The sequence below is a fragment of the Candidatus Avelusimicrobium aviculae genome, from assembly GCF_949292495.1.
Taxonomy (GTDB): domain Bacteria; phylum Elusimicrobiota; class Elusimicrobia; order Elusimicrobiales; family Elusimicrobiaceae; genus Avelusimicrobium; species Avelusimicrobium aviculae.
In genome coordinates this window covers 1-17,152 of sequence record NZ_CASEZB010000026.1, presented here as the reverse complement: position 1 = coordinate 17,152, position 17,152 = coordinate 1, and the positions used below count along the sequence as shown (strand labels likewise).

The window sequence follows — 17,152 nt, the reverse complement described above, 5'->3', positions numbered from 1 at the left end:
GATACTTTGTATCCACGGTAGGGATAAACGAAGAACAAATACGAAAATATATAGATATGCAGGGAAAAGAAGATTTGGGGCGAACAATGAAATTGTTCGTATAGAAAGAAACCCCGGGCGTAAGCCCGGGGAGTTTCATACAGGCCGTTTAGAAAGAAGCCGATGTTTTTAATTGTTGTTTTAAAAATGGGATTTTTAGGGCGCCTGTTTGATTTTTAAAATTATATTTATACAATAAATACATGAAAACTTTACCTTTAGAAAAAGCGCTTACGTTTATAGAGCCCGGCCCGCTTACGTTGGTTACCACTTTTGACGGTAAAAAACCCAATGTAATGACTATTTCCTGGACGGCCGCCCTAGATTTTAACCAACATATTTTATTGGTTACCGGCCCGTGGAATTATTCTTTTGACGCTTTGCTTAAGACCAAAGAATGCGTGGTTTGCCTTCCGGGCCCGGCCCTGCTAAAAAAAGCGGTCCAAGTGGGTATGATAAGCGGGGAAACGGAAGATAAATTTAAAAAACTGCGTATAAAAACTTATCCCGCCAAAAAGGTAAAAGCCCCTCTTTTGGCCGGTTGCGTAGCCTGTTTGGAATGCCGGGTAACGGACTATATCAAACAATATGGTTTCGTTATTTTACAGGTGATGGAAGTATGGCATAATGAACGCTGCCGGGACAAACGCTTAGTCCACGCGGTGGGCGACGGCACTTTTACGGCAGACGGAGAACATTTTAATTTGCGCGCTTTAATGAAAGAAAAACTCCCTCCCGGCTTATAGAAGCCCATTTGCTCTGCTTCGCGGTGAGACAGCGCAGAATGTTTTATTTAAAAATCCCCCGGTTATTCCGGGGGATTTTCATGAAGGCAAAACGGTTTTTTCTTGGGCTGGCGGCGTATTATCCGCTGGAGTAATTTCCGCTTGGGCGGGAACAGGGGCCTGCGCAGGAGTGGAGGTTTCTGCCGGGCTGTCTGCCGCTGGTTGAACGGGGGCATCGGCCGGAGCAGCCGGCGCTTCCTTTTGTGCTGGGGCTTCTTCGTTTGCGGGCGTTTGTTTTATAGCGGGTTGTTGGGTGGAAAGGGGCTCTTCCTGCGGTTGGGCGGCGGCAGGTGTTGGCAAGGGGGTTTGTTCTTGCTCCGTTAGAGTGTTTTCTTTAGCAGAAGTTTCTTCTTGCGGCGCGGGTTCTTCGGCCGGTTCTTTGGGCGGAAATAAAATAAACGGGGGGTCTTCCGGGTCAAACACAATACCGGCGGGCGGCTGCGGTTTCTTCTCTTTAGCGGGTTTGGCGGCTGGGGCGGGTTTAGGCTTTTGTGGGGGTAAAGGCGCCGTTTGCTTCTGGGCGGAGGACGGAGAGGTGGGCTGCGGGAAGCGGCTTAATACCTGTTCGGCGGATTCTTCAAAAAAGAGCTTTCCTTCTTTCCAAGACGTATATAACGCGGCGGAAGGGGCGTCTGATAAATAAAAGTCTTTGTCTTGGGTTCGGTCCGCCAAGGCCACCGCGCGCAGGCGCACCACGCCGGCCGTGTTGCCATATCCGTCTTGGCGGGTGATGTATCCGTCCACCCGGCCCAATACTTTTACCTTATTGTTTTTGGCTATTTTAGAGGCGCGGGGTTTTTCTTTGGGAAACAATACATACAGCATTTCATAAGATAAAGAGTTTCCTTTTCCTGTAGCGTAATAGTAGAGAGGGGTGTCTATACGCAAGATGAGGCGGATGGATTTGTTGTTTTCTCTTATGCCCACTACATCTCCGTTAAAAGCCACTACGGCCCCTTTGTAGGCGGAAGGATCTTCTTGTATGCTGTAAAGATAGTCTAAATTTTGGTCTTTATAGGGTATGATGCTGCTGCAGGCGGTCAAAACGCCGGCAAGCAATAAAAAAAGCGTGTGTTTCATATACTCTATTATATAAAATAAGAAAAACGCTTTAAGGAGGGGTCATGGCGCAAATGGAGACGGCTGTTTTTGCGGGCGGATGTTTTTGGGGAGTGGAATATTTGTTTAAAGATATACCGGGCGTAAAAGAGTTGCAGGTGGGGTATACGGGCGGCAGTCTGCCTAACCCGTCCTACAAGCAGGTTTGCACGCATACTACCGGCCATGCGGAAGCTTTGCGCATTGTGTTTGACCCGGAAATCGTTTCTTTTGAAACATTAGCGAAACATTTTTTTGAAATTCATGACCCCACCCAATTAAACGGACAAGGGCCGGATATCGGCCCGCAGTACCGCTCCGCCGTGTTTTATACGACACCTTCTCAACGGGATATTGCTTTGCGTTTGATAAATATATTAAAAGAAAAAGGGTTTAAAGTGGTTACCCAGGTGCTTGCCTTGGATACTTTTTGGCCGGCGGAAGAATACCATCAGCATTATTATGTAAAAAAGGGCTCCGCGCCGTATTGCCACCGGCGGGTAAAGCGGTTTTAGGCGCCATTTGAAAGATAACAAAATAAAAACCCCCGGTTTATCCGGGGGTTTTTAACGCAGCATAAAGTAAAATGGCGCCCTCTGGGAGAATCGAACTCCCCTTTTCGGATTGAAAATCCGACGTCCTAACCGATAGACGAAGAGGGCTTAAAAGTGCGCCCGGTGAGACTTGAACTCACGGCCCCCCGCTTAAAAGGCGGATGCTCTACCACTGAGCTACGAGCGCAAAAACCGTCAAATAACTTCGGGGTTTAATCTTTCGGGTTAAACCCAACATAAATATTTTACTAAAAATTTTTATCGCGTGCAAGAAAATGTTTATTTTTCCCTGCCGCAATTTTCCTGTTAATTTATTATAGCAGTTTTGTTTTTGGCGCGCAACGCAGAAAAATTATCCTTGTTATATAAAAGCAATTTAAGGCGCGGCGAAGCGGCGTGTTTTGTTTTTTTGTTGGGTTTGACAGGCGTGTAGGGGTTTTATACCATATATTTATAACGCCTGGTATTTCCGGCGTATTTTACTTAGAGGGTTTGATTTGTATGAAAAAAGTAATTAATTCCAACAATGCACCCAAGGCTATTGGCCCTTATTCCCAAGCGATAGAAGACGGCGGTTTTGTATTTACTTCCGGCGTGTTGCCCATAGACCCCGTAACCGGTGAAATTTATAACGGTTCCGTACGTGTGCAGACGGAACTGATTTTGAAAAATTTGGAAAATATTTTAAAAGAAACGGGCTGCACGCTTAAAAATGTGGTTAAAACCACCGTTTTTTTGACGGATTTAACCCAATTTGCCGAAATGAACGAAGTGTACGCTTCTTTCTTTAAAGAAAATCCTCCCGCCCGCAGCACTATTCAGGTGGTGGCCCTTCCCAAGGGAAGCGCGGTGGAAATTGAAGCCGTGGCTAAAAAATAGCCTCTAACGCCTATGCCAACCATACAGGACGAATTGCTTGCCGGCCGCTGTAACGGGATATTGCTTCCCCTTTCTGCCATGAAGAACGACGCGGACTGGGGCGTGGGGGATTTTGGCTGTCTGGAAGAATGGGTAGGGTTTTTTGCTTCTTTGGGCGCTAAGTTCGTGCAGATTTTGCCCTTGCAGGAAACCGCTCCCAATGAAACCTGTCCTTATTCCGCCCTCAGCGCTTTCGCGGTGGACCCTGTTTACGCGTGTATCCCCCAGGTGGACGATATCGCCGCCAGCCCCGCCGCGCAGGAATATATCAAAAATATCCAGGGGGAAATTGCTGTATGGCATAATTCCCCCAAGGCATTGATACGCACTATTAAACAAGCTAAATTAAAAGCGCTTTGGTTTGGCTACCAGTATTTTTTAACGCAGGAGCAAGCCTGGGATACGCCGCGCGCCAAAGCGTTTGAAGCCTATTGCAGCGCCAACCGCCATTGGCTGCGCGGTTACAGCGTATTTCGCGCGCTGAAAGAATTTTTTAAATGGCAAAGCTGGACCCAATGGCCCGAAGATTTAAAAAACGCCCACCCGCAGGCCGTAGACGGTTTTGAGGCGCAATACCGGGAATATGTTCAATTCTTTTCTTACGTGCAATGGGTGTTGGACCGGCAGCTGCGCCGAGCTAAATCTTTTGCCTGCGCCAAAGGGGTATATTTGTTTGGGGATATCCCTTTTGGCACCAATTTAGACAGCGCTGAAGTGTGGGCGGAACGTCAAAATTACCGTATTGATTATGAAGTGGGCGCCCCGGCGGACCAGTTTTCCCAGGGGGGGCAGCGGTGGGGTCTGCCGGCTTATGACTGGCCTTACCAGCACGCGCATGGGTTGGATTTGTGGAAACGCAAAATCCGCCGCGCGACCGAACTTTACGATATTTTCCGCCTGGACCATTTGGTAGGTTTCTACCGCACTTATGTGTTTGGCCCCGGGGATGACAAAGGCGCTTTTGATATTGAGGGAGAGCAAAACCAAATAGACCGCGGGTATCATTTCTTGCGTATGGTGTTGGACGTGTGCTCCGGACGTTTACCCGTTGGGGAAGATTTAGGAGTCATCCCCAATTATGTGCGGCGCATGCTGGTGGATTTGCGTATACCGGGTTATAAAGTATTGCGCTGGGAACGGGAAGATAATGGTTACTACCGCGAACCGCGCAATTATCCCGTCGCTTCCTTGGCCACCACTTCCACCCACGATACGGAAACCGTGCGCGGCTGGTGGGAGAGTATGCCTCAGTATGAACGGGCCAATATATGGGAAATGATTTCCGCCCAAAAGACGGACGGTTACATTCCTTTTACCTTAGAAGTGCAATGCGCCATTTTAAGACGGGTGTTAACCTCCGGTTCCGCCTTAACGTTATTTTCTTGGCAGGATATCATTGGCACGCTGGACCGCGTCAACGTACCCGGCGTGGTGGACGATACGAACTGGACTTACCGAAGTGATGTAACCCCCGCCCAGGCGTGGGAACGTTACCGCCCCCAGCTGGAGGCCTACCGGGAATTGTTAAAACAAACCGGACGCAGCGCCTGCTAAAGGCATGAGAAATATTGTTTGTTTTCAGGCGCGGGGCGTGTGCCGCCTAGAGATTTTTTAAGCGGAAAAGAGAAAAGTTTAAGAAGCAAAATGTATGTTAGCAGAAACCGGAAAAAGAAAAATTCTTTTTCCGGTTTCTTTTTTTAATAAAATTTTTGCCAATCTTCTTACAGGATTTGGAAAGACGCTGTTTTAAATGATACAAGCGGTGGCTTCTTCAAACAGAGCCAATATCTTAAGATAAATATCCCCTGCGGCTAGCAGGGGATATTTATTTTTTATCAGAGGATTTTTCTTCGGCTGGTTTAGCGGATGCGTCTTTTGGTTCCGCGGGTTTTTCATCCGTTTGTTTAGATTGGGAATCTGTTTTTTTATCGGCGGCAGCGGCTGCAGACTGAGAAGAAGCGTCCGGCGTTTTCCCCTCTTCTTTTTTAGCGGAGGCTGTTCCTTCCGTTTGGGCGGAGCCATCCGCCGGTTGTTCTTCTTGCGCTTGGGTTTCTGCGGGTTGCTCTTGAGGGGTTTGCGGCTCCGGCGGATAAAGAATCAAAGCCAATGCCTGCAACTTTTCTTGCGCGGCGGCATAATCTGCGCTGGCTTGGGCAAATTGCGGCGTAACCGCCGATCCGGGGGTGTTTTTGGCTATTTCCAGCTCAAACAAAGCTTTTTTAATCTCAAATTCCTGCCGGGCAAGCAATAAATTGATTTCCGCCAGCAAATGATCTTTTTCTTCTGTTACAACCACCGGGCAGGCGTTTAGCGCCTCTCCCAATATGAACAAATTGCGGGAGGCCTTATCCAGTGATATTTCTTTTAGTTGGGGGATAGTCTGGGCCGGGTCCGGCACGGAAATAGCCGCGGCGATACTGGTGTTGCTTTCCGGCAAATAGATATTGCCTACCAGCATACCGCCCACAAAAACTAATGCTAAAGTTAAAAAATATAAAACGTAACGCATAATTTCCTGTCTATATTTTAACACAAAGTGGGGCCGGGAAAAAGCTTATTTTGCCTCTTGTTTGGGTTCCGGCTGGGCGGGGTTTTCGCAAGTAATAACTTGGGAAATTTCCTCCCCGTTTTCTCCTATGGTAATTACCGTGATGGATTTTGTTCCCGTACAGGTGATTTTCCCTTGGGGTTCAAAGCCGGAAGCGGTGCATGTTCCGTTCTGCAAGAAATCTTTTAACGGGTTTTTGGGCGCCGGTCCGGCGGAAACTTGCTGTTTGTCGGGTGATTTGGAATTATAGTAATATTGCAGGAAGTCAGCCACTTGGTTGCGTTGGGTTTCATTAAATGTACAGGTTTGCCGGATAACGTCTATTTTTTCATTTTGTTGCCCATCGGAAGAAGAACTTGGCTTTTGGGCGGCATCGGTTTTAGAGGGGGATTGCTTGGGGGCAATTGTTTCAATACAAAGGTTGTTTTCTCCCTCTGAAATCGTGCGCACAATGGTTAAGTTCCCAGGCAGGTTGGTCTGTTCCTGGCAAATAATGGGGGTGCAGTTTCTCAGGTTTTGCGCGTATTGCGCGTCACAGACGGGCAAGTCTTCTTGCGGAGTGTTTTCTTGGGAAATTTCTTCTTGCGGGTTATTGCGCTGCATGGCGATAGGCTCGTCTTTTCCGCAGGCGCAGGTTAATAACAGAATAAAAACGGGAAGGAATACTTTTTTCATATGGGTTTTTCTCCTTACTGATTACTATTATTCTAGCAAAACATGCCCGGATTGGGGAGCCGTATTTACTATAATAAAACAAATAGTTTTTATTTTTTATTACATAAGGAGCGTCTATGGCTAAAATTAAATTTGGCAAAGAAGGTCATTTGGAATTGGAAATTTCCCCTTTAACCATTTGGTCTAACCCCGGCAGCGAAGGGGAATTTATGGAATACCAAATCGGCCTGTATTGCGAGGGGGAAAGCATTTTTTCTTCTTGCGTGGCTGAAAAACTGGTGGCGGTAAAAGACGAAGAAAGCATTTATCTTTCTGATTTTATCGCCCAGGTGTTAGCCAACCGGGCGGAAGATAATTGGACCATGCTGGAACCGAAAGTGTCTTTTTATATGCGTCCGTCCCTTGCCCCGCAGGCGTGCTGCGGCGCGTATAACCGGCCGGATGATTTTTTTATGCAAATCACCCTGGAGCAAAATATTTTTGCGGGGGAAGACAAGGTATTTGGCCCTTATTCCAACACGGGTTTAAATATTAATTTTGAAGCCCCGGCTAAAGCTTGGGCCCAGTTTGCGCAGGATATACGCGCCGAAGAAGAAGATTTTGAAGAAGAGGAAGAAGAAGCCTAGCCTTTATTGCTGCAAAGGGTTTGCGCATGCCAAGAGGGGGCTTATTGTATAAACTATTCAAGTGTCTCAGCTGTCCAAGCGGAGGGGGGTTATTGTACACCCCACTCAAATATTTCAGCTGTTCAACCGGGCGGCTATAAGGGGATGGTTTCCAAGTCGTCCGGCACGTATACGGGGCCGTTAAATTCCTGTTTGGCTTCCTGCGTATAAAGTGTTTTGCGCAGCGGCAAGTTATTGTCTTGCGTGTGGTATAAAATCAGGTTTTTGGTTTGCAGCAAAGAAGCTGTGCGGGCCGCGTCTTTAGCGGTGCTGTGGTGTTTTTCGTAAGGGTTAAAAAGGTCTTTTTCCGCATGCAGACAGAAAGCTTCGCTAAGCAGCCAGTCTGCCCCTTGGGCGTATGGGCGGCAAAGCGGGTTGAACGGCTCGTCCCCTAGGCATACCAATATTTTACCATCGGGCAGTTGGGCGCGGTAACCAAACTGTTTCATTTTGTTTGAATGAATGTCAAAAGCCGTGCAGGAAAAATCCCCCGCGGTGAAAGAAGTCCCGTCTTGTACAGGTAAAAAGCGCACCGTGTCGTCCAGCGCGGCAAGCAGTTTGGGGGTAAGCGTCATGCGGCAAAAAGAACGCAGTTTTTCTTCGCATTCGTCATGGCAAAAGATAGTAAGGCCGGGGTGCTTTCCCCGCAAGGAAAGGGAGGCCGCCAAACGGATCAGCCAAATAACGCCTAATATATGGTCTGTATGCCCATGGGTAACAAACAGCCAGCGCACCTGGGGCAGGGAAATGGCGGCTTTTTCCAATTGGGCGAGTATGCCGTTTCCGCCTCCGGCGTCTGTTAAAAAGCAGCCGCTTAGGCTTTTTAAGGCAAAACACGTGTTATAGCATTTGGTAACCAAGGCGTTTCCGGTTCCAAGCAAGGTCAGTTCGGTTTGCATAAATATATTTTATAAATTTACAAAGACTGGCGCGAAAGCTTTAGTTTTTTTACAATATAGTTTTATTTTAAGAACAGGAGTTTATATGACAATAAAAGTGGGTATTGTAGGTTATGGTAATTTAGGGCGCGGGGTGGAACTGGCCCTGGCGCACAACCCGGATATGCAGCTTTGCGCTGTTTTTACCCGGCGGGATCCCAAAAGCGTTACGCTTTTAACTCCGGCGGTGCCGGTGGTTTCTTTAGATGACTCCCCGGAGTGGAAAGGCAAACTGGACGTAATGATTTTGTGCGGCGGCAGCGCTACGGATTTACCCAAACAAACCCCCATGCTGGCCCAATGGTTTAACGTGGTGGACAGTTTTGACACGCATGCCCATATTCCCGATCATTTTGCCGCGGTGGACTCCGCCTCCCGCGCCGCCCATACAACCGGCATCATTTCCGTAGGGTGGGACCCGGGCCTCTTCTCTCTTAACCGTTTATATGCCCAAGCCGTTTTGCCGCAGGGCAAACAATATACGTTTTGGGGCAAAGGAATCAGCCAAGGCCATTCAGACGCCATACGCCGTATCCCCGGCGTGCAGGACGCAAAACAATATACTATTCCGGTTCTTGCCGCTTTGGAAAGCGTGCGCCGCGGGGATAACCCCGTTTTGTCCACCCGCCAAAAACACACGCGGGAATGCTTTGTGGTGTTAAAAGAAGGGGCGGACGCGGAACAGGTGGAAGCGCAAATTAAAACCATGCCCAATTATTTTGACGAGTATGACACCACCGTGCATTTTGTTTCCCAAGAAGAATTGACGAAAAACCACTCCGGCATGCCGCACGGCGGGTTTGTGTTCGCCAGCGGAGCCACCGGCCAAAACGGGGAGCATAAACAGCTGATAGAATACAGCTTAAAGCTGGATTCCAACCCGGAGTTTACCTCCAGCGTGTTGGTGGCTTACGCGCGCGCGGCTTTTAAACTAAGCCAAGAGAAAGCCTTTGGCTGCAAAACCGTGTTTGACGTTCCTCCCGCTTATTTAAGCGCCAAAGACCCTGCCTCCCTGCGCAAAGAATTATTATAACGCCCGCATTTACGCCAAACACCCCGCTTTATAAATAAAGCGGGGTGTTTGGTTTTACTTTTGGTTTATCTATACAGCCTTAATTTTTTGCCGTAAAAGTTAAGGTTTCTCCGTCGTTAGGAATGAACAGGTTGGAAAGATTGTTTTCCTTTACCAGTTCTTTTAAATCCTGCCGGGTTACGGTAAGGTGGCTGACGGTATCCATATGGCTGGCTACAATAGCGGCGTGGGGAGCATAACGGGATGTTTGCAAAACGTTCTCTTTCCCCATAATCAAATGTTCCCCATTGGCTACCGAGGCCGCACAGGCGTTTACCACAACCACATCCGGCTGGTAAGTATCCAGCGCGTTTTGTACTTCCGGGCACCAAATGGTGTCTCCCGCTAAATAAAGGGTGGGCTCTTCTTGCGCTTTAAATACAACGCCCATAGCATCATAGGGCATACCTAATTGTTCACATACGGGTTTAACAATTTCTCTTTTCCCGTGTTGTCCCTGGGTTTTAAACAGCGTAACCTGGTGCAAGCGAGCGGGGGCTTGGGTTAGAATTTCCACATTCGTAAACCCCAGGGAAGATAAAAATTGTTTGTCTGTTTCTGACTGGGTAAATATTTTGATGTTTTTATTTAAAGCTTTGGCGGCAAAATCGTCCCAATGGTCCGGGTGAACATGGGTAAGAATAACGGCATCTACGTCTACAATTTTTTCAATAGGGTAGGGTAGCTCCACACGGGGCTGGCGTATTTCCGGGTGGACGGCGCCTTCAAAGCCGGGCATATAGTCTTTGGGGCCAAGCCAAGGGTCCACCAAAAAGCGGGTTTGGGCGTAATTGATAATTACCGTTGCATTTCTGATTTGGGTTATTTGCATAAAACCTCCTTGCTGTATATTTTTATTGTAGGTAATTGATTTATTTTTAACAAGAATATACTAATTTGTATAATATTTACTTTTTTGTATAATACTTACTATAAAGTAAGTAAAGGAAACAATATGCCTAAGAATATAAAGTCAGAATATAAATGCCCGCTGGAAGCCACGATGGATATTATTGGCGGAAAGTATAAAGGGGTAATTATTGGGCATTTAATCGGGCGTACGCTCCGATACAATGAGTTGCAAAAGTTAATTTCCCATGCCACCCCAAAAATGCTGATACAGCAGTTAAAAGAATTGGAGCGGGATGGTATTGTCTCCCGCAAGCTATACCCGGTGGTTCCGCCTAAGACGGAATATTCCCTCACCCGCCGTGGCAAAACGCTTATCCCGGCTATTATAGAGCTAAACAAATGGGGGCTATTGTATTTAAAAGAAGAAAAAATACCCTGTGCATATAAAGGGGATTTGGCAACTATTGCCAAGCAGTATCCTTCCCGGTAATGCCTAGTTTAGCACATAATAATATGGTCTTTATTTTAAGAAAACCCCGTTCTGTATTTCTCAGAACGGGGTTTTAAAAAGTAAATACAAACGGAAGGGGAGGGATTCGAACCCTCGGTGGGGGGATACCCCACATCAGTTTTCAAGACTGACGCCTTAAACCACTCGGCCACCCTTCCAATCTTCTTATATTTTAATAAATTTGGCCCCGTCTCGTGGGGGTTATTTCGCGGTGTTGAAAGATTTTACATGGCGTATTAGCTGTTGGCGCACGGACTCCTGCTTTTTACGCAGGGTGAAAGGCGTATATTTTTTTAATGGCGGCAGCGTGATTTTTTTGCCCGGGTGAGGTATAAATAGTTTGGCCGGCAGTAAATTTTCTATACCCGGCATTACCCGTTGGGCGTATAAATCCGGCACGGTCTTTGCACCGGCATACCGCACCAAAGAATAGGCAAACGCGTTGCAGTTTACGGCTTTGTCTGGCGTGCTGCGTACAGCCGGTTCAATAATGGAATATACCGTTCCGTACGGCAGCGGGTGGCGGCGGGTATATGCCATATAATACTGTGCCCGGCGCAACAGGCGCAGGGCAAAAACTTCATCTTCAAAGGGGGAATACACTTCCCCCGCGGCAAAATTCCATTTTTTAAGGTTGGTTTGGGCAAAAAAATCACGTACGGGGCGCATTTCCCGCGGGGCGTTTATATGGGCTACCAGGTATCCGTCCGCATGGCCGATGGACTGGGTGCCGTTTTCGGCATAGGCGGCTATCACAAAGCCTTTGTAGCCGTTTCCAAAATCTTTTTCCAATTCTTTAAAGTAGGCCGTTGGGTCTGCCGGGTTGTATAGTTGGGCGAAACGGGCGGGGTTTTGCGGTATGATGACCAGCAAAGAATGCCCGTAGGAGCGCACCATTCCCCAATCTTTATCCGTGTGGTAGCCAAATTGCAAGGCCATATCAATGTCGCGCCCCAGCCAATATACTTTTGCTTGGGCCCACGCCGGAAAGAAAAAAGCGGCGGCTAACAGAAACAAAGTAACAAGCTTTTTCATCTCTTTTTATTATATGTTTTGCGGTTGGCCGGCGACAGGGCCAAAAGACCTGTTTTGAGGTAGGTCTACCGGGTTGTAACCTTGTACAAAAGAACTGTTAAAAACGGGGGGCGGGGCGTTCAAACTGCTATAATGTATACAAGAGGTAGTGTATGAAAAAAGAAGAACAGCCTAAAATCGTTTATCGTTTTAAAAACGCTTTGTATATTAATTTAACCAATCGCTGTCCTAATTTGTGCGCGTTTTGCATTAAAACCAAGTGGCATATGCGCTTTAACGGGTATAATTTAAATTTAGAGGAAAAAGAACCCTCCCCCCAACAGGTATTGGACGCGCTGGAAAAAGAAATGCACCAAAATCCGGTGCAGGAAATTGTTTTTTGCGGCTATGGGGAACCCACCATGCGCTTAAACGAAATGCTGTTTATTGCCAAAACAATCAAAGGCTGGGAGGCGCAGTCCAAGTTCCCGCCGGTTAAAATCCGCCTCAACACCAACGGGCTTGGCAACATGATAAACAACCAGGATATTGTGCCTTTGTTAAAAGGGGTGATTGACGAAGTTTACGTCAGCCTCAACGCACAGGACGAGGAAACCTGGAAAAAAATCGTCCGCCCGGCCCCCGGGTATGAAGACGGGTTCAGCGCAGTGAAAGAGTTTATTTTGTTCTGCTCCCAGGCGGGGTTTCAAAAGGTGGTGGCAAGCTGTGTGGAGAAAACCGGGGCGGATACGCAAGCCGTGTGTTCTTTGGCGCAAAGTTTAGGGGCGGAGTTTTATTTAAGGAGTTTTTTGGATGAAGAAAATTAAGCTCAAAAAGCCCGGCGTATTGTTTATTGTTTTTTTAATGCTGATTTCCGTTATGCTGACTTGGTTTTTTGTAACGGCGGAAGATTATTATGATTACGCCGGAAATACCATAGAAAGCTCCGCCCGCGTGGCCCCCGTAACCAAAGAGGACGCCGCCGCCCAAACAATTCCCGTCAAGCGCGGTTTTAATACCGAGGTAAAATACCGCCGTTTTTTTATTACCGCCCCGGGAGCGGAAAAGGTGGAACTGCTGGCTGATTTTAACCGCTGGGGGGAAAACCCCATTGAGCTGAAAAAATACCGCAAAGGGTATTTTGAAACTTCCGTGGCGTTAACCGCCGGGGATTATAAATATTTGTTTTCTATTGACGGCAAAGAAACGCTGGACCCCAGCAATAAAGACCGCATCATGCTGGGAGACAGGGAAGTTTGCATAAAAACGGTGCGCTGATGAAAGAAACCTCTTTGTTTACCCATTCCCGTCAGGAGACTTTGGCTTTGGCCGGGCGCTTTGCCAAAGCGTTGCAAGGGGGGGAGATTATTTTTTTGCGCGGGCCGATAGGCGCGGGCAAAACGGTGTTTGTAAAAGGCGTTGCCGCGGCGCTGGGGCTTAAAAGCTCTCCGGTCAGCGCCAGCTTTAGTTTGATGAAGGAGTACAAAAACAAAAGCGTCAAACTGTTTCATATAGATTTGTTTCGCCTGAGTGAGGGGGAAGTGTTTAACCTGGGCTTTGAAGAAATGCTGGAGGATGAAAAATCCATTATTTTAGCCGAATGGCCGGACCCGATTGCCCATATGCTTCCCGCGGACAGGCTGGAAATGGAATTTGTCTTAAAACAAGCGGACGAACGGGAAATAAAATTAGCCGCTTTCGGGCGTGTGAGCCAAAGACTGTTGGAGGAATTATGCCGGGCGTCAAAAATGTAATAATTGGGTTGGATACCTCTTCTTCCCCCTTGCTGGCCTTGGTGGAGAAAGAAGGCAAAATTTATTCTTCCCACCGCAAAGGCATAAAGCAGGAAAAGCTTTTGTTTCCGGTGTTAAAAAAACTGTTGGATAAACAGCAGTCCTGTCTGTCCGATACCCAAAAAGTGGTTATCGTGCGCGGGCCGGGGCGTTTTACCGGTATACGCATTGCGCTTACGTTTGCCTCTATGCTTAAGTATTTAAGCGGGGCGCAGGTATATGGCGTTACCGTGTTTGAGGCGGTAAAAGAACAAGTTTTGGCTTCTAAGGCTTTTAAAAAATGGAAGGCCCAAAACCCTTCTGGCGTGCTGGCTGTGGTGCTGCATGCGTTTAGAGAGGAATATTTCCTGCAGTTTTTTACCCCGCGGCCGCAAGCGCCGCAATGGCTTTCTTGTGAGGAATTATTGGCGCGTCTGTCCGCTTGCAAAGAGTCTTTGTTTGTGGCCGGTTCAGACAAAGAGCATACCCCTCTGACGGATTTATTGCAGGGCCGCTGGCCGCTGGCGGATTTTAAGGACTGCTTAGTCCGCCCGGATACGCTGGCCGCTTTGGCCCGGCGGGAAGATTTGCGAAATGACGCCCTGGAGCCTTTGTATTTAAAACCCGCCCGTTTTGAGTTATTGGGTAAATAATATGCTTATATCCCCCGCCTGTTTAACCCAAGCAAAGCAGCTGGCTGAGGTGGAGCAAACCCAGCCGTTGGCTTCAGGCTGGGGGGAGAGCGGCTTTAAGGGAGAGCTGGGGCTGGCCTGCTCTGTTATTTTAACCGCCGTTGAGGGCGATTTTTTATCAGGTTTTATTTGCGCCCGCTATGCGGGCGACGCGGCGGAGATTGTCAATTTTGCCGTGCGTTCGTCGCATGCGCGCCGTGGAATTGGCCGAGAATTGCTTTCCGCGTTGTTGGCCCGTTTAGCGTCTTTGGGGGTGCGTGGCGTGACGCTGGAGGTGAACGAGCAGAACAGCCCAGCCATTCATCTATATACGCAAGCCGGGTTTAACGTGCTAAATAAACGTAAGGAATTTTATGGCGGGCAAGACGCTTTGTTAATGGGAAAAATTTTATGAAAAAATTTTTATGTTTTCTGTGTTTATGTTTGCCTTGCGCCGCGGGCGCGTTGGAATTAAGCGAGGCTTCCCGCCAGGAAGCCAAACTGTATACCACCTTTATTGAGGCTCTCTATGCCCAGCGGGAAGGGTCTTCCGACACCATTGATTTACTTAAGGAAGCGCTTTCCTATTCTCCTGATAACCCATATCTTAAGCGCTATATTGTAGCTACGGCTATTTTGCAGAATCAATTTAAAGAAGCGGAACCTTATGCGGATTTTATTACAGAAGAATCTGACGGGGAGGATTGGACCGTCCGCGCCGCCTATTTATTAAAAAAGAATGAAATTGCCCAAGCCGTTGAGGCCTATGAACAAGCCTTAAAACATTCTCCGGACGATACCCGCATCGCCTACCAATATATGCTTGTGTTGGCGTATGTGGGGGATACGGAGTCTTTAGAAAAAATGGAAGAACTGGCTAAACGTTTTCCGTCCATGACTTCCAGCGTGTATTTGGAAATGGGAAATATTTATTGGCGCAGCCAAAACGCGCCTGCCGCGCTTACCTATTATAATAAAGCGTGCGAGGCGGACCCCTACTCAGCGGACGCGCGTTTGGCCCGGGCTAAATTTTATGAACGGACTTCTAACTTTTTCTTAATGCTGTATGAATTTGAGCAGTTGGAAAAAATGGGTTATACCAGTGCGGATATGTTTACCCGTATGGGATCTGTATTTTTACTTTCCAAAGATACGCTTAAAGCAAAAGAATATTTTGAAAAAGCGGTTAAGCTAGACCCGGGCAACCCCAGCGCGCTGTATTTCCTGACGGTTTTGGCTGAGGAGCAGGAAGATTATGCCCAGGCTTTGAACTATTTGCAATCCGCGCGGGATTATGAAAACACTTCCGGCAAGTGGCTGCAAGCAAGCTTTTATCAGGAAAAACTGGGTGATAGAAAGGCCAGTTTGGCTACTTTAAAAGAAGCCTATAAAAAATTTGAAGGCAGTGTTGAAATAGGTTATTTTTACGCGCTTGCCTTGCAAGACGCCGGTGAAAACCGCGCCTCCGCGCGCGTGCTTAAAAAAATTGTACGCCAGCGCCCGGAATATGCTGACGCCCGCTTGGCTTACGCGTATGTATTGGACAGCTTGCAAAAATACAAACAGCTGGAAGAACAAATACAGGCTCTTTTGGCGCAGGACGAAAATATGCACGCCGCCATGAATTTATGGGCATATAGCCTGGCTGTACGCGGGGTGCGTTTGCAAGAGGCTCAAAAATACGCGGAAAAAGCCGTTTCTCTCTCTCCGCAGGACGCTTCCTATCAAGACACATTGGCTTGGGTATACTATCAGCAAGGCAAGTTGGACCGGGCCTTGGATTTATTACAAAATATAGATTACCAAGCCTTGTTGGATAATGCGGAAATCGCTTACCACTTAGCTGCCGTTTACGCCGCATTGGGGCAAAAAGATAAAGCGGTTTCATTACTTACCAAAGAAGCGGCTTCCTGGCCGCTGTCAAAAACATTATTGGAAAATATACAGTAGCGCTTTTTATTAATTGAATTTTTCCTTGGTTAGCTGAAGATTTTTTATAACAAAGCAAGGGCCGTTTTAAATAATCCTTGCTTTGGTTTTTTTTTTTTTTTGATATAAAGGATTTTAGCTAGAGCAAATGGAGGGGATTGTGTCTAAAATTAAAAAGCAAAACAGGCGTGCTTTTACGCTTACAGAGCTGCTTATCGTGGTAATTGTAATAGGTGTATTATCCGCCGTTACATTACCCAAATTCAACCGCGTGATAGAAAACCGCAAAGTGACGGAAGCGGAAGAAATGATGTCCGCGGTTCGTACGGAACAGGAAAGACGGTGTACGTTGGACCAGAACTACACGACGAACTTTTCCGCGCTGTCTGACGTCATAGCGTCTGCGAATACAAAGAACTATACATATAGTTTGCAGTCGCAGGGGATATCCGCCCGCAGCAACGGCGGGGACTATACGCTTAAGATTTTGTCCTATGAGGACGGGAGCTATTGCTGCACAGGGGATGGTTGTAAGAAGCTGAACAAGAACTATCCGGACTGTGCGACGCTGAGCTTTCCGGCTTCCAACTGTGCGGGGACGGAGGGTGGTGAACCCGGTGAACCTGAAGAACCTGTAGCCCCTGAATGCACGAACGGCCAAGTAAAAGGCAGCCAAGCGTGCAACGGTTGCGGAACGCAGACTACACAAAAATGTGTAAACGGCAAATGGACCAATGTGCTTGGTGCCTGCTCCAAAACGGCGGAAGAATGCGCCCCCGAGTGTACAGATGGCGCCGTGAGTGGAAGCCAAACCTGCAATGGCTGTGGTACACAAACTACGCAAAAATGCGTAGGCGGTAAATGGAAGGATGTTTTAGGTGAATGTTCTAAAACACAAGAAGAATGTTCTACTTGTACGGAAGGGAGCACTCGCCAATCGGAGACTTCTTGTGGTTCTGGGTGTGGGGTTGTTTTGGAAGCTTGTATTAAAGGTAAATGGCAAGGAGTAAATTGCGTTCCCAAGTCAGGAGCGGAATGTACTCCCAGTATCTCCGACCAAGAAAAATGCCCAGATGGAACTTATCGCAGACGGACTTGCAATACGGCTACT

At 47.6% G+C, this 17,152-nt stretch carries 20 protein-coding genes and 3 tRNA genes; 14 read left to right on the top strand and 9 right to left on the bottom strand.

Annotated features, from left to right (window positions below; all coding sequences use genetic code 11):
* Positions 1-242: 242 nt before the first annotated feature.
* The gene (locus ACQY33_RS06360; RefSeq protein WP_428075046.1) at positions 243-785 is read left to right on the top strand and encodes a flavin reductase family protein; all 543 of its coding nucleotides are present in this window, start codon (positions 243-245) and stop codon (positions 783-785) included.
* A 78-nt stretch (positions 786-863) separates the two neighbouring features.
* Here ACQY33_RS06360 and ACQY33_RS06355 read toward each other — a convergent pair whose 3' ends face one another.
* Complete coding sequence (locus tag ACQY33_RS06355) at positions 864-1,904, bottom strand: hypothetical protein (RefSeq protein WP_428075044.1); 1,041 nt, start codon at positions 1,902-1,904, stop codon at positions 864-866.
* A 44-nt stretch (positions 1,905-1,948) separates the two neighbouring features.
* Here ACQY33_RS06355 and msrA point away from each other — a divergent pair, with 44 nt between their 5' ends.
* Entirely contained in the window at positions 1,949-2,437 is a 489-nt protein-coding gene (gene msrA / locus ACQY33_RS06350) for a peptide-methionine (S)-S-oxide reductase MsrA (RefSeq protein ID WP_428075042.1), read from the top strand.
* 72 nt (positions 2,438-2,509) lie between these two features.
* On the opposite strand, the gene ACQY33_RS06345 is transcribed toward msrA, so the two are convergent.
* Positions 2,510-2,584: transfer RNA gene (locus tag ACQY33_RS06345), tRNA-Glu, on the bottom strand.
* 7 nt (positions 2,585-2,591) lie between these two features.
* Positions 2,592-2,663 (bottom strand) — tRNA-Lys (locus tag ACQY33_RS06340).
* Between the two features lie 314 nt (positions 2,664-2,977).
* Between ACQY33_RS06340 and ACQY33_RS06335 the strand changes: the two genes are divergently transcribed.
* Both ACQY33_RS06335 and malQ read left to right on the top strand, forming a co-directional pair.
* Positions 2,978-3,355 (top strand): RidA family protein, encoded by a 378-nt coding sequence (locus ACQY33_RS06335; protein WP_428075040.1) that lies wholly within the window; start codon positions 2,978-2,980, stop codon positions 3,353-3,355.
* Between the two features lie 12 nt (positions 3,356-3,367).
* Positions 3,368-4,948, top strand: a complete 1,581-nt coding sequence (gene malQ, locus ACQY33_RS06330; protein WP_428075038.1) for a 4-alpha-glucanotransferase — start codon at positions 3,368-3,370, stop codon at positions 4,946-4,948.
* Positions 4,949-5,219: 271 nt separating this feature from the next.
* Here malQ and ACQY33_RS06325 read toward each other — a convergent pair whose 3' ends face one another.
* Positions 5,220-5,903 carry a hypothetical protein gene (locus tag ACQY33_RS06325; RefSeq protein ID WP_428075036.1) on the bottom strand — a complete coding sequence of 228 codons (684 nt, stop codon included), beginning with the start codon at positions 5,901-5,903 and terminating at the stop codon, positions 5,220-5,222.
* 45 nt (positions 5,904-5,948) lie between these two features.
* Positions 5,949-6,617 (bottom strand): hypothetical protein, encoded by a 669-nt coding sequence (locus tag ACQY33_RS06320; protein WP_428075034.1) that lies wholly within the window; start codon positions 6,615-6,617, stop codon positions 5,949-5,951.
* Between the two features lie 116 nt (positions 6,618-6,733).
* Here ACQY33_RS06320 and ACQY33_RS06315 point away from each other — a divergent pair, with 116 nt between their 5' ends.
* Positions 6,734-7,243 (top strand): hypothetical protein, encoded by a 510-nt coding sequence (locus ACQY33_RS06315; protein ID WP_428075032.1) that lies wholly within the window; start codon positions 6,734-6,736, stop codon positions 7,241-7,243.
* 134 nt (positions 7,244-7,377) lie between these two features.
* Here ACQY33_RS06315 and ACQY33_RS06310 read toward each other — a convergent pair whose 3' ends face one another.
* The gene (locus ACQY33_RS06310) at positions 7,378-8,181 is read right to left on the bottom strand and encodes an MBL fold metallo-hydrolase (protein WP_428075030.1); all 804 of its coding nucleotides are present in this window, start codon (positions 8,179-8,181) and stop codon (positions 7,378-7,380) included.
* An 85-nt stretch (positions 8,182-8,266) separates the two neighbouring features.
* On the opposite strand from ACQY33_RS06310, the gene ACQY33_RS06305 reads away from it, so the two are divergent.
* The gene (locus tag ACQY33_RS06305) at positions 8,267-9,253 is read left to right on the top strand and encodes a diaminopimelate dehydrogenase (RefSeq protein ID WP_428075028.1); all 987 of its coding nucleotides are present in this window, start codon (positions 8,267-8,269) and stop codon (positions 9,251-9,253) included.
* Positions 9,254-9,332: 79 nt separating this feature from the next.
* On the opposite strand, the gene ACQY33_RS06300 is transcribed toward ACQY33_RS06305, so the two are convergent.
* Complete coding sequence (locus ACQY33_RS06300) at positions 9,333-10,124, bottom strand: MBL fold metallo-hydrolase (protein ID WP_428075026.1); 792 nt, start codon at positions 10,122-10,124, stop codon at positions 9,333-9,335.
* Between the two features lie 123 nt (positions 10,125-10,247).
* Between ACQY33_RS06300 and ACQY33_RS06295 the strand changes: the two genes are divergently transcribed.
* Positions 10,248-10,634, top strand: a complete 387-nt coding sequence (locus tag ACQY33_RS06295) for a winged helix-turn-helix transcriptional regulator (RefSeq protein WP_428075024.1) — start codon at positions 10,248-10,250, stop codon at positions 10,632-10,634.
* A gap of 91 nt (positions 10,635-10,725) precedes the next feature.
* Here the strand turns inward: ACQY33_RS06295 and ACQY33_RS06290 are convergent.
* Both ACQY33_RS06290 and ACQY33_RS06285 read right to left on the bottom strand, forming a co-directional pair.
* Positions 10,726-10,813: transfer RNA gene (locus ACQY33_RS06290), tRNA-Ser, on the bottom strand.
* Positions 10,814-10,856: 43 nt separating this feature from the next.
* A complete protein-coding gene (locus ACQY33_RS06285) occupies positions 10,857-11,690 on the bottom strand; it encodes a hypothetical protein (protein ID WP_428075022.1) in 834 nt (277 codons plus the stop codon).
* Between the two features lie 152 nt (positions 11,691-11,842).
* Here ACQY33_RS06285 and ACQY33_RS06280 point away from each other — a divergent pair, with 152 nt between their 5' ends.
* The 7 genes from ACQY33_RS06280 to ACQY33_RS06250 form a co-directional block, all read left to right on the top strand.
* Positions 11,843-12,496, top strand: a complete 654-nt coding sequence (locus tag ACQY33_RS06280) for a TatD family nuclease-associated radical SAM protein (RefSeq protein ID WP_428075020.1) — start codon at positions 11,843-11,845, stop codon at positions 12,494-12,496.
* Positions 12,483-12,947, top strand: a complete 465-nt coding sequence (locus ACQY33_RS06275; protein ID WP_428075018.1) for a glycogen-binding domain-containing protein — start codon at positions 12,483-12,485, stop codon at positions 12,945-12,947. Before ACQY33_RS06280 ends, ACQY33_RS06275 begins: the two co-directional genes overlap by 14 nt.
* A complete protein-coding gene (tsaE, locus tag ACQY33_RS06270; RefSeq protein ID WP_428075016.1) occupies positions 12,926-13,423 on the top strand; it encodes a tRNA (adenosine(37)-N6)-threonylcarbamoyltransferase complex ATPase subunit type 1 TsaE in 498 nt (165 codons plus the stop codon). Before ACQY33_RS06275 ends, tsaE begins: the two co-directional genes overlap by 22 nt.
* Positions 13,402-14,094: a tRNA (adenosine(37)-N6)-threonylcarbamoyltransferase complex dimerization subunit type 1 TsaB gene (gene tsaB / locus ACQY33_RS06265; RefSeq protein ID WP_428075014.1), complete on the top strand. Its 693-nt coding sequence runs from the start codon at positions 13,402-13,404 to the stop codon at positions 14,092-14,094. Before tsaE ends, tsaB begins: the two co-directional genes overlap by 22 nt.
* Position 14,095: 1 nt before the next feature.
* Positions 14,096-14,527 (top strand): GNAT family N-acetyltransferase, encoded by a 432-nt coding sequence (locus ACQY33_RS06260; protein WP_428075013.1) that lies wholly within the window; start codon positions 14,096-14,098, stop codon positions 14,525-14,527.
* Positions 14,524-16,062 carry a tetratricopeptide repeat protein gene (locus ACQY33_RS06255; RefSeq protein WP_428075011.1) on the top strand — a complete coding sequence of 513 codons (1,539 nt, stop codon included), beginning with the start codon at positions 14,524-14,526 and terminating at the stop codon, positions 16,060-16,062. Before ACQY33_RS06260 ends, ACQY33_RS06255 begins: the two co-directional genes overlap by 4 nt.
* 139 nt (positions 16,063-16,201) lie before the next feature.
* Positions 16,202-17,152, top strand: a 951-nt coding sequence (locus ACQY33_RS06250; protein WP_428075009.1) for a type IV pilin protein, incomplete at its 3' end; no start/stop codon positions are given.

Coding starts and splice junctions, on each gene's coding strand:
- ACQY33_RS06335 (WP_428075040.1), top strand. CDS start 2,978: ATGAAAAAAGTAATTAATTCCAACAATGCACCCAAGGCTATTGGCCCT.
- ACQY33_RS06255 (WP_428075011.1), top strand. CDS start 14,524: ATGAAAAAATTTTTATGTTTTCTGTGTTTATGTTTGCCTTGCGCCGCG.
- ACQY33_RS06280 (WP_428075020.1), top strand. CDS start 11,843: ATGAAAAAAGAAGAACAGCCTAAAATCGTTTATCGTTTTAAAAACGCT.
- msrA (WP_428075042.1), top strand. CDS start 1,949: ATGGCGCAAATGGAGACGGCTGTTTTTGCGGGCGGATGTTTTTGGGGA.
- ACQY33_RS06315 (WP_428075032.1), top strand. CDS start 6,734: ATGGCTAAAATTAAATTTGGCAAAGAAGGTCATTTGGAATTGGAAATT.
- malQ (WP_428075038.1), top strand. CDS start 3,368: ATGCCAACCATACAGGACGAATTGCTTGCCGGCCGCTGTAACGGGATA.
- ACQY33_RS06355 (WP_428075044.1), bottom strand. CDS start 1,904: ATGAAACACACGCTTTTTTTATTGCTTGCCGGCGTTTTGACCGCCTGC.
- ACQY33_RS06295 (WP_428075024.1), top strand. CDS start 10,248: ATGCCTAAGAATATAAAGTCAGAATATAAATGCCCGCTGGAAGCCACG.
- ACQY33_RS06285 (WP_428075022.1), bottom strand. CDS start 11,690: ATGAAAAAGCTTGTTACTTTGTTTCTGTTAGCCGCCGCTTTTTTCTTT.
- ACQY33_RS06325 (WP_428075036.1), bottom strand. CDS start 5,903: ATGCGTTACGTTTTATATTTTTTAACTTTAGCATTAGTTTTTGTGGGC.
- tsaB (WP_428075014.1), top strand. CDS start 13,402: ATGCCGGGCGTCAAAAATGTAATAATTGGGTTGGATACCTCTTCTTCC.
- ACQY33_RS06305 (WP_428075028.1), top strand. CDS start 8,267: ATGACAATAAAAGTGGGTATTGTAGGTTATGGTAATTTAGGGCGCGGG.
- ACQY33_RS06260 (WP_428075013.1), top strand. CDS start 14,096: ATGCTTATATCCCCCGCCTGTTTAACCCAAGCAAAGCAGCTGGCTGAG.
- ACQY33_RS06360 (WP_428075046.1), top strand. CDS start 243: ATGAAAACTTTACCTTTAGAAAAAGCGCTTACGTTTATAGAGCCCGGC.
- ACQY33_RS06320 (WP_428075034.1), bottom strand. CDS start 6,617: ATGAAAAAAGTATTCCTTCCCGTTTTTATTCTGTTATTAACCTGCGCC.
- ACQY33_RS06300 (WP_428075026.1), bottom strand. CDS start 10,124: ATGCAAATAACCCAAATCAGAAATGCAACGGTAATTATCAATTACGCC.
- ACQY33_RS06275 (WP_428075018.1), top strand. CDS start 12,483: ATGAAGAAAATTAAGCTCAAAAAGCCCGGCGTATTGTTTATTGTTTTT.
- ACQY33_RS06310 (WP_428075030.1), bottom strand. CDS start 8,181: ATGCAAACCGAACTGACCTTGCTTGGAACCGGAAACGCCTTGGTTACC.